Raw genomic sequence first — 12,765 nt, 5'->3', positions numbered from 1 at the left:
GGCACAGAATTTCGCCAAAAAACGCGTTTTTTGGCACAACCTTGCCCAAAAAATCGCTCGACCGAGCGTTCTCGAGGGGTCCGGACCCCGGTGTGTCGCAATGCATTGCGTTTGAGCCAGTGCCGGACCCCCCTCCCCTGGCACAGAGCCGCGCCCTTCTGGCACAAAAAAGGCCGCGCGGCTCCCTCCGGAGGCCCCCCGCAGCCTCGGGCGCCCCCGGCGACACCGGGGAGGCCGACGCCCCGGGATCGCTCCGCGCGCCCACCGAGCCTGCGGCCGCCGGCCGCGCGGGACGGCTCCCCCGACCGGCCGTCCGCTCCCCCTCGTCCCTCGACAGGCCGCCTGGCAGCCGCCTCCGTCCTGCGCCTCGAGGCGGTGCGGCGATCCCGACCTTGCGCGGATGCGCTGGCCACCCTCCGGCGGTTCGTCCTAGGGTGTGCACGTCATGACGGAAAAGACCGGCGGCCCCGGACGGGACGTGCTCACCCAGAAGGAGGCCGAGGAGCGCGCCGCGCGCATCGGCAACGCGCGCTACGAGCTCTCCCTCGACCTGTCGCGCGGCGAGAGCGGCTACCGCGGCGAGGCGCTCGCTTACTTCGACGTCCGCGGCAGCGGCGACACCTTCATCGACTTCCGCGGCCGGCGCATCGAGCGGCTCGAGATCAACGGCGTCGAGGTCGAGCCCGAGTGGTCCGACTGCCGCATCCGCCTGCCGGGGAAGCTGCTCGACCCGGAGACGCGCGTGCGCGTCGTCTACGAGAACGACTACGACCATACAGGCGACGGCTTCCACCACTTCCGCGACCCCGAGGACGGCGAGGACTACCTCTACTCGGACCTCGAGCCGTTCAGCGCGCACCGCCTGTTCCCCTGCTTCGACCAGCCGGACATCAAGGCGAGCTACCGGCTCTCCGTGACCGCGCCCGAGGACTGGGAGATCATCGGCAACGCCCGCGTCCGCCGCACCATCGGCGCGGGCCTGGGGCGCTCGACGCGGGTGTTCGAGGAGACGACCCGGTTCAGCACCTACATCTTCGCGCTGATCGCCGGCCCCTACAGCGGCGTCCGCGACGAGCACCGCGGCATCCCGCTCGGGCTCTACTGCCGCAGATCGCTCGAGAAGCACCTCGACCCCGACGAGCTCTTCACGATCACGAAGCAGGGCTTCGACTTCTACCCGGAGTTCTTCGACTACCCGTACCCCTTCACAAAGTACGATCAGGTCTTCGTCCCCGAGTTCAACGCCGGCGCCATGGAGAACGTCGGCGCCGTGACCCACAGCGAGCGGATGATCTTCCGCGACCCGCCGACCGAGCACCAGCGCCTCACGCGCGCCGAGGTGTTCCTCCACGAGATGGCCCACATGTGGTTCGGCAACCTCGTGACCATGCGGTGGTGGAACGATCTCTGGCTGAACGAGAGCTTCGCCACGTACATGGCCTTCCTCGCCATGGAGCAGGCGACCCGGTTCGAGCCGGCCGTGTGGAAGGCGTTCAACGTCATGAAGAGCTGGGCCTACCGGCAGGACCAGCTCGTGACGACGCACCCCATCGCCGGGGAGCTCGCGGACACGGAGCACACGTTCCTCAACTTCGACGGCATCACGTACGGCAAGGGCGCGGCCGCGATGAAGCAGCTCGTCGCGGCGATCGGCCTGCCGGCCTTCCGCGACGGGATGCGCCGCTACTTCAAGCGCTACCAGTACGGCAACGCGACCCTGCGCGAGTTCCTGTCCGCGCTGGAGGAGGGCTCGGGCCGCGACCTCGGCGCCTGGTCGCGCGTCTGGCTGGAGCAGGCGTCGGTCAACACGCTCACGGCCGAGTGGGAGCCCGACGGCGACCGCATCGGCCGGCTGCGCGTGGTGCAGACGGCCCCCGTGGACTACCCGACCCTCCGGCCGCACCGCATCGACGTGGCGCTCGCGCGCGAGGAGGGCGGCGCGCTCGTCGTCGACTCGGTGCCCGCCGAGATCGACGGCGCGACGACCGAGGTCGTCGCGGCGCGGGGGCAGCGGGCGCCGCTCCTCGTGTTCCCGAACCACAACGACCTCACGTTCGCGAAGATCGCGCTCGACCCGGGCTCGCTCGCGTTCGTGCGCGAGCACATCGGCCGCGTGGAGGACGCGCTCCTGCGGCAGCTGCTCTGGTCGTCGCTCTGGAGCATGGTGCGCGACAAGAAGCTCGCCTCCCCCGCGTACCTCGCGCTCGTGAGAGACAAGCTGCCGTCCGAGCCGGACCTCTCGCTCGTCGAGCCGGTGCTCACGAACGCGGTGACGGCGCTCGCGCGCTACGTGCCCGACCCGATGCGCGAGGCCGAGGCGAGCGCGTTCACGGGCCTCGCCCTCTCGGCGCTCCGGGCGGCGCCCCGCGGCGACGCGCAGATCGTGTGGGCGCGGGCGCTCCTCCACGCCGCCTACGCGGCCCCGGACCTCGTCGTGGCCGCGCGCCTCGTGGACGGCGAGATCGAGGTGGAGGGGCTCGAGATCGACCAGGAGATGCGCTGGACGGTCGCCGTGAAGTGGATCGCGCGCGGCATGGCGGGCGCGGACGAGCGGCTCGCCCACGAGCGCGAGCGCGACCCGTCCGATCGCGGCCAGCGCGCCGCGCTGCGCGCCGAGACGGCGCGCCCGGATCCGGCGGCGAAGGCCGCGGCGTGGGAGCGCTTCCACGAGGGCGGGTACGGCTCGCTGCACCTCACGAGCGCGGCCATGTCGGGCTTCAACTGGTCGTTCCAGCGCGCGCTGCTCGAGCCGTACGTGCAGGGGTTCTTCGAGCGGGTGCAGCACGTCTTCGAGACGCGGACGCACGAGCTCGCGTCCGCGTATTTCACCCACCTGTTCCCCTCGTACCGCGTCGATCGGGACCTCCTCGCGGCGGCCGAGGCGCAGCTCACGGCGCTCCAGGAGGCCCCGGGCGGCGCGCCGCCGGCGAAGCCGCGGCTGCCGATGCTGGTCCGGATGCTGCGCGAGTCGAGCGACGACCTCGTGCGGGCGATCGGGTGCCGGGAGCTCGCGGCGGCGAGCGGCCAAGGCGGCGCGGGGGCCCCGCCGGGGAGCGGCGGGGCCCTGGGCTGAGCGGGCGGCCGGCGGCGGCGCTCGAGGCGACGATGATCGTGCAGCTCGGCAAGGCGTCTCTCACGTGGACGCGCGCGGACCTCGAGGCGAAGCTCGCTGGCCACGCGCGGGTCCTCATCGATGTCGGCACGGGCGACGGCCGCTTCGTGTACCGCTCGGCCGGCGCCCACCCCGACACGCTCTGCATCGGCGTGGACCCCGCGGGCGAGCGGATGCGCGAGGTGTCGTGGCGCGCCGGCCGCAAGGCAGCCCGGGGCGGCCGGCCGAACGCGCTCTTCGTTGTCGCGTCGGTGCAGGCGCTGCCGGAGGAGCTCGCCGGGCTCGCCCACACCCTCACGCTGAACTTCCCCTGGGCCTCGCTGCTCTCGGCCCTCGTGCTCCCGGAGGCGCCGGTGCTCGAGGCGCTGCGCCGGCTCGTCCGGCCGGGCGGGGAGCTCATCGCGCTGCTCAACCAGAGCGTCTTCGACGACCGGCCCTACGCGGCCCGGCTCGGCCTCCCCGAGCTCTCGGACGCGTGGATCGATGACGCGCTGCGCCCCGCCTACCGCGCCGCAGGGTTCGAGATCCAGGCGAGCGAGATGGTGGACGGGGAGGTGCCGCACCAGACGAGCTGGGGACAGCACCTCACGCTCGCATCGGGCCGGCGGACGCGGCGGCTCACGGCCGAGGCGATCGGCTGAGGGGCGACGGGCGGGCTGCCAGGCTACGCCGGTGGGATCGCGACCGGCTCGACGCGGACCGGGACGCCGTTCAGCGCGGCGGTGCCCGAGAGCGCGTCGATCGCGAGGTCGTCCGTCAGGTCGTTGACGCTCTCGCCGGCGTGCTGCCTCGCCGTCTCGAGCCGCACGCCGTCGCGGCCGTGACCCCAGCCGTGCGGGACGCTGACGACGCCGGGCATCACCTCGTCGGTCAGCTCGACCTCGATGTCGATGCTCCCGACCCGCGAGCACACACGGACCCGCTGCGCGGCCGCGATGCCGCGGCGCGCGGCGTCCTCCGGGTGCATGAGCAGCGTGCACCGGTTCCTGCCCTTCACCAGGCGAAGGCTGTTGTGCAGCCACGAGTTGTTGCTCCTGAGCTGCCGTCTGCCGATGAGCTGGAGGTCATACCCCGCCTCGCCCCGCTGCCCCGGCGCGCTCGCCTCCCCCGCCCCGTTCACCGCGCGGCCGAGCGGCCGGCCTCCCTCCCGGTCGAGCGCCGCTCGCGCCCGATCGAGATCGGCGACGAGGACCTCCGGCGCGAGCTCGATGCGCCCGGACCGCGTGAACAGCCGCTCCGGCAGGCACGGCACGAGCGGCCCGAGATCCACGCCGTGCACCTCGCGCTCGAGCCTGCGCAGCGAGAGGCCGCCGGACAGTGGGCTCACGCCGGCGCCGTAGGGCCCGAAGCGGAGCGCCGCGTCGAGCAGCCGCGTCGGCGGGAGCGCCCTCTTCAAGAGGCGCGCGGCGCGGCCGGCGAGCCCCGCCGCGCGCCCGGGCGCCGCGAGGCGCACCCCGAGATCGACGAGGATCTGCCAGTCGTGACGCGCGTCGTCCGCCGGGGCGAACAGCGCGGGCGCGTACTTGGCGGTGTTCCGGATCGCGAACGCGTGGAACGCGAGATCGTAATGGTCGCGCTCCAGGGGACCGGTCGGCGGCAAGATCACGTGGGCGTGCCGGGTCGTTTCGTTGATGTAGAAGTCGATGCAGGCCATGAAATCGAGTCCGGCCAGCGCCCGATCCAGCGCCCGGCCGTTCGGCGTCGACAGCACCGGGTTGCCCGCCATCGTGAGGAGCGCGCGGATCTGCCCTGGCCCTTCGGTGAGGATCTCCTCCGCGAGCGCCGCGACAGGGTACTCCCCGGCGAACGCCGGCAGCTTGCGCACGCGGCTGCGGCTCCGGTCGAAATCGCCCCGCTGCCCGAGCAGATCCTGGATCGCGACGACATCGACGGCCGGCCGGGCAAACATCGCCCCGCCGGGGCGATCCAGGTTGCCGGTGACCAGGTTGAGCACCGCGATGAGCCATGTGGTGAGCGCGCCAAACTCCTGGAGACAGGCGCCGATCCGGCCATAGCAGACGGCCGGGCGCGCCGCGGCGAAGGCGCGCGCGAGCTCGCGGATCTGCGCGGCCGGGATGCCGACCTTCGGGGCGACGCGCTCGGGCGTGAAATCGCTGACGAGCCGCTCGATATCGTCGATTCCATTCATGAAATCGCCGAGTCGCCCCGGCGCGACGAGGCGCTCGGCGAAGAGGGTCGAGAGCAGCCCGAGCATCAGGAAGACGTCGGTCCCGGGCCGGATGAAGTGGTGGCGGTCGGCGATCTGCGCGGTCTCGGTGCGCCGCGGGTCGATGACCACGACCGTACCGCCCCGAGCGCGGATCGCCTTGAGTCGCCGCGGCATCCCGGGCGCTGACATGAGGCTGCCGTTCGACACGACCGGATTGGCCCCGACGATGAGCAGGAACGAGGTGCGGTCGACGTCGGGCACCGGAATGAGCAGCTGGTGCCCGAAGAGCAGGGTCGCGACGAGGTGGTGCGGGAGCTGATCGACCGAGGTCGAGGAGAAGCGGCTCCGGGTCCGCAACGTCTCCAGGAACGGGATGAGGTAGAGGAGCGACGCGTAGTTGTGCGTCGTGGGATTGCCCACGTAGACCGCGGCGGCGTCCCGGCCGTGACGCCCCTGGATCTCCCGGAGCCGCCCGGCGACCTCGTCGAGCGCCTCGTCCCACGAGATGCGCTGGAATCCGGAGGCGGTACGCCGGACCGGAACCCGCAGGCGATCCTTGTCCTCGTGGAGGTCCTGCAGCGCGAGCGCCTTCGGGCAGATGTACCCGCGGCTGAACGGGTCGCGCTGGTCGCCGCGGATCGACGCGATCCGGCCGCCGTCGACTTCGATCTCGACCCCGCACATCGCCTCGCAGAGGTTGCAGGTGCGATGGTGCGTGCGCGTGGTCCCGTGGCTCGACATGGCGCGCGAGCCTATCAGCGCGCCGCGCGGCCGGCGAACGCATGACCTCGCCCGCTTACGCGCGCCTCAATCCGGGGCGGGTCGCTGCGTCCGACGGTACCGCGAGCGCCTGTGCCGTCGGGGTCGCGCTCCGGCGCGTCCTGGCACAGACCGCACCACGGGCAGCCACGCAAACGCCGGAGATCGCGCGAGCCGGGCTCGGTACGCTCCATGCTTTGCAGCACGCCTGGCCGCGTCCGACGTCGGCACGTGAGGACCCCGGCGGCCAAGGAGACCCTATGCGTACCTGTTTCCGCATCGCTTTCACGGTGGGATGCCTTCTCGCTCTCGGGGCGTGCTCGGTCAGCTCGAGCTCAGACGACGGTGGCGACGGCGAGATCCCGGGGACGGGCAGCGACGGCGAGATCCCGGGGACGGGCCCTGGTACGGGCGAGGTCGACGGCACCGCTTCGGCCGGCACGGGAGGTCCGGCGGACGGCGGCGATCTCGCAGGCGGCGTCGGCTCCCCCGGCAGCGGCGGCGGAGGAGGCGCCGGCGGCGGAGGCACCGGCGGCGGAGGCAGCATCGAGCCAGGCACGCTCACCGCGGGCGTCTGGGACGACAATCGCAATTTCGACTTCTTCCTCTCGTACCGGAGCACGCTCTACGCGCAGCAGCTCCCGGGCCTCATGCCCTTCACCGAGGCCGATCACCAGGCCGCGCACAGCTTCTTCGCGGCGCCTCCAGTGAAGCGGGAGACGCTCGACGTCTCGCTCATCATCGACACGACCGGCAGCATGGGCGACGAGATCGCGTATCTCCAGACGGAGTTCATCGCCCTCTCCGACTCCATCTTCGCCAAGTACCCGAACGCCGAGCAGCGCTGGTCGCTGGTCCTTTATAGAGACACCGAGGACGACTACGTCGTCCGGTGGTTCGACTTCCGCAACGATCCCGGCGAGTTCCAGGTGAAGCTCGCCGAGCAGGCGGCCGGCGGCGGCGGCGACTTCCCGGAGGCGCCCGACAAGGCGCTCTCCAAGGCGGCCGATCTCGCCTGGAGCACGGGCGGCGACACAGCGCGCCTCGCCTTCTGGGTCGCGGACGCGCCCCACCACGACAGCAACGCGGCGGCCATGGCCGACGGGATACAAGCCCTGAAGGACCGCGGGGTGGCGGTCTATCCCGTCGCGTCGAGCGGCGTGGACGAGCTCACCGAGCTCACCATGCGCTCAGCCGCGCAATTGACGGGCGGCCGATACCTCTTCTTGACCGATGACTCCGGGGTTGGCGGCGCTCACAAGGAGCCGACGATCCCCTGCTACTACGTGACAAAGCTCGATCGCGCGATCCTGCGCATGGTCGACATCGCGCTCTCCGGCGTCTACCACGAGCCGGAGCCGTCCGAGATCCTCCGCACGGGCGGCGATCCCCTGGACGGCGCGTGCGAGCTCTCGTCGGGCGGCGAGGTGCTCGCGTATTGAGCCTGCGGGCTTCGTCCTGCTGAAAGACCCGTCGATGGCATCCCTTGCGCCCGAGGAGCCCGAGAGATCGAGGACAGCGCCGAGGTTGCCGCGGGAGACCTCGCGCAGGGAGACGGGCGGAGCGCCGTCAGGCATGGCGTCGTCCCGGAAGAGGCAGGCGCTGGACCGGCTCACGAGGGGCGAATCGGCTCCGCGAGCCAGCGAACCAGCGCCTCGCCCTCGAGATCGAGCAAGGCATCCTCGACCTCGCCTGGACCGATCGAGCGAGCTCGCTCGACGATCGAGCGCTCTTCTTCGGCCGTCGGCCGGCGCCCGATCCGCCGCGCGAAGAGGCGACCGAGCAGCTCCGCGATCGCCTTCTGCTCCCCGCGCTCCGCGCCTCGTTGCTCGCCGCGCTGCTCGCCGCGCTGCTCGCCGCGTCGCTCGGCCTCGATGATCATCTCCCCGATGATCGGCGTGCGCCGGAGCAGCCCCTCTTCCTTGTCCTCGATCATGATGATGAGCTCCTTCAGGAGATTATGCCCCCAGGGGTCGATGGTCGCCATCACCAGGAGCGCCGTGTACAGCTCGGCCCGCTCCTCGGCGGTCTTCGCCCCCGCGTGGATCTCCCTGACGATGTCCCGCAGCGCCGCCGCGGTCGCGTTACGTGCGAGCGGGGTGAACACCAGCCAGAGCACGCTGCCGCGCGACCGGAGCTCGGAGACCGTGCGCTGGTAGACGGCGTCGACGCGGAAGTGCGCGCCGCTGAACGGCCGCCCCGGCCAGGCGATGCGGCGCTTGCCCGTCGCCGGCAAGCGTCGCCTGCGGCCCGACAGGACCACGGCGACGCTCTCGATCGGCGGCACGGGCTCGCCGGGGGCTTCGAGGCGAAGCGCGGCGAAGAGGAAGCCGAGGTACTCGAAGACGCGATCCGGAACGTCGTCGCGGAGCGCGTAGCAGAACTCGACGTGCAGCACGCGTGGCTCGCCGTCGATCCGCAAGCGCAGGGCCTTGTCCAGGCGACGCTCGATGTGGGTGACCTGGCTGTCGATCCAGCCGAGGACCTCGATGGGGCGGCTCTCCGGGACGAGGGCGCGCACCAGGTCCTCGGGGCGCCTCCGGGCGAGGTGGCGCAAGGTGATGTCGGCGTCTCCCATGCGCGGCGCTCATGGCAGATCGCGTACCAGGGGTTCAGGGGGCAGAACTCAGGGGATTCCGGGGTGACGCGTGCCGTCGGGCAGGTGGCGGCGCCATGGCGCAGTGTCGGGTCGCCGGCCGCAGCGCGGAGAACCGGATCCGGCGAATCCTGGAATAACTCCGGTGCGCGCTGTCGTTGTCGCGGGCGCCCGATGAAGCCGCGAACATCGACTCTCCTTCTCGCCGCGGTCCTCGCCGCGGCCTGCTCGAGCCCCTCCAGGCAAACCGCGCCGGACGAGCGCAATGCCGGTGCCGCGGAGACCGCCACTCCGCCGCCGTCTCCACCACCACCACCGTCCCCGCCGCCGCCGTCCCCGAAGCTCCGCGCGGTCCTGCGAACCGGCGGCGCGCTCGTGCGCGCGCCGCAGGACGACGCGCTCTACCTGGCCGACGAGGACCACCGCGCCCTCCGGCGCATCCCGCTGCCCGTCGACGTGAGCGCCCCGCCGATCGCGATCGCGATGCCGGGGCGCCCCGCGCAGGTCCTCGCGCTCGAGGGCCGCGTGCTCGTCACGATCCGAGATCCCGGGCTGCTGCTCGTGATGCAGCCGGATCCGACCGCGGGGCTCGTGGAGGTCGCGCGCGTGCCGCTGCCGGCCGACGCCTGGGGGCTGGCGATCACGCCGGACGAGCGCACCGCCATCGTCACAAGCGCGTGGACCGGCAAGGTCTCCGCGGTGGATCTGGCGACCGCCACGAGGTCATGGTCGATCGACGTCCCGCGCGAGCCCCGCGGCGTCGTGGTCCGCGAGGACGGCGCGGCCGCGTACATCACGCACCTCACGTCCGCGGCGCTCACCCGGATCGACCTGCGTTCTCCGCCCCAGGCGAGGCCGATCGCGCTCTCCCCGTCGCCCTACCGCGCCCCTCCGGACGAGCCGCGCGCTGCCTCGCTCGGATACGCGGCCGCGCTCTCCCCGGACGGCCGCCGCCTGTTCGTCGCGCGCCACGCGCTCGGCGCGATCGGCGAGCTCTCGTGGTTCGGCGCCGCCACGGTCGACGTCCTGGTCACGGGCAACGACGAGCCCCTCGCGCCGCGCCGCCGCGAGGGCGCCCCGAGCCGGCTCGCGCGGGACTTCGAGCTCGACATCGCGGGCGACCAGGAGCTCGAAGCACCCAGGAGCGAGCTCGCCCCGTTCGTCCAGCCGCGCGCCCTCGTGTACCGCGAGAGCACCCGCACGCTGCTCGTGGCCAGCGAGGGCACCGACGCCCTGGTGGAGCTCGATGCGCTCTCGGTCGAGCCGACGCTCCGGCCTCTCCATACGTACCCGCTCGGCAGCTCACCGGCGCTCGCCGGCGCGGCGCCCGGGTCCCTGGACGCCCTCTCGCGCGACGCCGGCGTGGCGACCCTGTGCGGCGCGCCGAGCGGCGTCGCCCTCTCCGGGGACGAATCGTTGGCCTGGGTGTACTGCCGCTCGACCGACACCCTCGCCCTCGTCCGTCTCGACGAGCACAAGGCAGGTGTTCCCTACGAGCCGGGACCCGTGCCGTTCATCCGGCTGGCCAAGCCCCCGCTCCCCGAGCAGGCCGCCATCGGCCGGAAGCTCTTCTACAACGCGACCGACTGGATCACGAGCGGCGGGCTCGGGTGCGCCGGGTGTCACCCCGATGGGCGCGACGACGGCCACGTGTGGCACGAGGTCAGCGGCGGCGAGTTCGCCAATTTCTTCGGATCCGCCGATAACCGGCCGATGGCAGGGCTCGCGGGCGGCGTGGCTCGACAGACACCCATGCTCGCAGGGCGCGTCTCGGCCGAGGGCCCTTATGGCTGGAACGCCCAGAGCGAGCTCCTCGCCGCGCGCATCCTGGAGGGCTTCGGCCTGCATCGATGGGGGATGGGCGGCGGCGCGGACGGCGCGCGCTCGCTGCGCGCGAGCTATCTGGCCAGCTTCCTCCGCGAGGGCCTCGTGCCTCCGCCGAGGGAGGATAGGCCGCTCACGCCGGAGGAGAAGCACGGCTTCGCGCTCTTCACGAGCGAGGCCGCGCAGTGCTCGCGCTGCCATGTGCCCGAGACCGAGTACACCGATCGGACAGGCTACCCGATGCCGGGCCTCGTCGCTCGGCCCGGGTTCTACAGGGAAAAGAAGGGCACGGTGTACAAGACGCCCTCCCTGCGCTTCATCGCCGGGACAGCGCCCTATTACCACGATGGCTCCGCGAGGACGCTCGAACCGCTCGTCGAGCAGAACGAGGACCGCATGGGCCGCACAAGCCACATGTCGAGGAAAGACAAGGCGGCGCTCGTCGCCTTCCTGAGGACGTTATGAAGAAGCTCCCGTGGATCGGTACAGTCCTGCTCGGCGCGCTCGCGCCGGCGCAAGCCTCGGAGTCGCTGATCGCCCGGACAGCCGAGCCGGACGGCGCCGCGATCGGACCTCGGGCGGAGACGGGGGCAGGCCTCCCGGACGGGAGAGAGGCCGCGGCAGCATCCAGGGTGCGCGCGCTGGAGGAGGCGCCGCCTGCGCCCGAGCGGACGCCACGGCCCGCGGCGGCGGAGTGGGACGCCGCCGAGCCGGTGCGGCTCGCGCGGGACAGGAGCGGCGCCGCATGCAAGGCGCGGATGCGGCGCGAGTGGCTGCGCATCGACTGCACGGCGCCCTCGCTGGCCGCCGTGAGGACGCTCGGTGCGAGCGCCGGGGAGGCGTGGTTCTCGCTGGACCAGAAGAATGGCGAGGAGCTCGCGAGCGGCGTCTCCGTGGCCTTCCCCGTCCGCCGCGGAGACCGGAGGGTGATCGAGATCCTCGCGGGCACCTCGGCATACCGCGGTCAGATCGGGATCTCGACGAGCTTCGTGATCTCCGAGCAATGGCTCGACGGCGACGCCGGGCCGCTCGTCAGCGTGCTCTGAGCCCCCGTCGGGCGCGCCGTTGCGGCGCCCCAGGGGCAACTCCGCGCCGGGACCCGCGGCGGAAGCGCTCGCGGTCGGACCGGCTTGCCGGGGCGAGCGCGCCATGCCTTGATCCAGCGCGTGACGACGGGATTCTTCGAGGCAGGTGGCCTGCGTTTCCGGCTCGATCGCCAGGGCGCCGAGGTGAGCGGGGGGCCGGCGCGCGCGGTCCAGGCCAGGATCGAGCCCGACGAGGCGAGCCTCGACGGGGACGAGCCGCTGGCCGAGCTCCTGGGCCGCCGGCTGTCGGCGCTGCTCGGCGTGCCGGTGAGCGACGAGGAGGGGATCTTCGACCTGGCGGTCGAGCGCGATGGGACCGTGGTCGCGGCCGTGCAGCTCTCGTGCGGCGAGGACGACGAGGACGTGCTCGAGCTGCTCGGCGAGCGGGCGCCCTCGCTGCCGGTGCGGGCGCTCGTCGAGGCGCTGGTCGAAGCGCTGCGGGGCCCGGAAAGGTGACGTGACCGCTCGCGACCCCCGGGCTCGGCGTCATGCCCCCCCGGGGGCCGGCGCGAGGCCGCCCTCCTCGGCCCGCCTCGACGCGCGGTTCGCGCAGGGCCGCCCCGGCCGGGTCGTCCAGCCCGGGCCCGGAAAGCCCGTCGAGGCAGCTCCCTTCGCGATCGCCGCAGGTCGGCTACTGCGCCCTCGCCCCCTGAGCCGCCTCCCGCTCGGTCACCCGGCGGATGGTCTGCGCCGTGTTCTTGTCGTCCTCGCGCTGCGCGATGTCCGACAGGCTGATGATGCCGACCAGCCGGCCGTCCGCCTCGGTGCACAGGACGCGCGACTTGTGGTGCTGCCCCATCAGCTGCTCGGCGCGCTGCACCTCGTCGTCAGGCCGGCACGCGACCACCGCGCGGGTCATGACGTCGCCCGCCTTCGTGCTCAGCGGGCGGTTGTCGGCCAGCACCCGGATGGCGAGATCGCGGTCCGTGAGCGTACCGAGCACCTTCCCCTGGTCGTCGCAGACAGGAAGGAAGCCGACGTTCGCATCGCGCATCTTGCACGCAGCCGTCTGGATCGTGTCCTCGGTCATGACGCTCTGGATCTCTCTCTTCATGATCTCCTTGCACAGCATGGTTTCCTCCTTCGGCTCCGTTTGCAGCGCTCGGTTGCGTCACCGCGCACACACGCACCTTAGGGGACCGGCGCCGGCAGCGGATGGAGCAGCGTGATGAATGCGGCGTCGGGCGCCGCTTGATCGCGCGCCCGGCCGGCGAGCGCT

9 protein-coding genes are annotated in these 12,765 nt (G+C 72.4%); 6 read left to right on the top strand and 3 right to left on the bottom strand.

Features of this window, described 5'->3' with window-relative positions; all coding sequences use genetic code 11:
* The first annotated feature begins 445 nt into the window (after positions 1 to 445).
* Both pepN and WME75_RS11390 read left to right on the top strand, forming a co-directional pair.
* Complete coding sequence (gene pepN / locus WME75_RS11395) at positions 446 to 3,073, top strand: aminopeptidase N (protein WP_437489774.1); 2,628 nt, start codon at positions 446 to 448, stop codon at positions 3,071 to 3,073.
* A gap of 32 nt (positions 3,074 to 3,105) precedes the next feature.
* A complete protein-coding gene (locus WME75_RS11390) occupies positions 3,106 to 3,753 on the top strand; it encodes a class I SAM-dependent methyltransferase (protein ID WP_437489771.1) in 648 nt (215 codons plus the stop codon).
* A gap of 23 nt (positions 3,754 to 3,776) precedes the next feature.
* Here WME75_RS11390 and WME75_RS11385 read toward each other — a convergent pair whose 3' ends face one another.
* Positions 3,777 to 6,023 carry a molybdopterin oxidoreductase family protein gene (locus WME75_RS11385; RefSeq protein WP_437489768.1) on the bottom strand — a complete coding sequence of 749 codons (2,247 nt, stop codon included), beginning with the start codon at positions 6,021 to 6,023 and terminating at the stop codon, positions 3,777 to 3,779.
* A 278-nt stretch (positions 6,024 to 6,301) separates the two neighbouring features.
* On the opposite strand from WME75_RS11385, the gene WME75_RS11380 reads away from it, so the two are divergent.
* Positions 6,302 to 7,483, top strand: a complete 1,182-nt coding sequence (locus WME75_RS11380; RefSeq protein WP_437489765.1) for a vWA domain-containing protein — start codon at positions 6,302 to 6,304, stop codon at positions 7,481 to 7,483.
* Between the two features lie 170 nt (positions 7,484 to 7,653).
* Here WME75_RS11380 and WME75_RS11375 read toward each other — a convergent pair whose 3' ends face one another.
* The gene (locus WME75_RS11375) at positions 7,654 to 8,619 is read right to left on the bottom strand and encodes a hypothetical protein (RefSeq protein WP_437489762.1); all 966 of its coding nucleotides are present in this window, start codon (positions 8,617 to 8,619) and stop codon (positions 7,654 to 7,656) included.
* Positions 8,620 to 8,811: 192 nt separating this feature from the next.
* Between WME75_RS11375 and WME75_RS11370 the strand changes: the two genes are divergently transcribed.
* From WME75_RS11370 to WME75_RS11360, 3 genes are all read left to right on the top strand, one after another.
* Positions 8,812 to 10,926 carry a hypothetical protein gene (locus tag WME75_RS11370; protein WP_437489759.1) on the top strand — a complete coding sequence of 705 codons (2,115 nt, stop codon included), beginning with the start codon at positions 8,812 to 8,814 and terminating at the stop codon, positions 10,924 to 10,926.
* Positions 10,923 to 11,507 (top strand): hypothetical protein, encoded by a 585-nt coding sequence (locus WME75_RS11365; protein ID WP_437489757.1) that lies wholly within the window; start codon positions 10,923 to 10,925, stop codon positions 11,505 to 11,507. Before WME75_RS11370 ends, WME75_RS11365 begins: the two co-directional genes overlap by 4 nt.
* Positions 11,508 to 11,627: 120 nt before the next feature.
* Entirely contained in the window at positions 11,628 to 12,002 is a 375-nt protein-coding gene (locus WME75_RS11360; RefSeq protein ID WP_437489754.1) for a hypothetical protein, read from the top strand.
* Between the two features lie 175 nt (positions 12,003 to 12,177).
* Here the strand turns inward: WME75_RS11360 and WME75_RS11355 are convergent, their stop codons facing one another.
* Entirely contained in the window at positions 12,178 to 12,618 is a 441-nt protein-coding gene (locus WME75_RS11355) for a CBS domain-containing protein (RefSeq protein WP_437489751.1), read from the bottom strand.
* Positions 12,619 to 12,765: the final 147 nt, after the last annotated feature.

It is taken from the genome of Sorangium sp. So ce1014, assembly GCF_051521505.1.
GTDB lineage: Bacteria > Myxococcota_A > Polyangia > Polyangiales > Polyangiaceae > Sorangium.
Note: the sequence above shows the minus strand (reverse complement) of the source record. Positions and strands in the feature narration are given on the sequence as shown.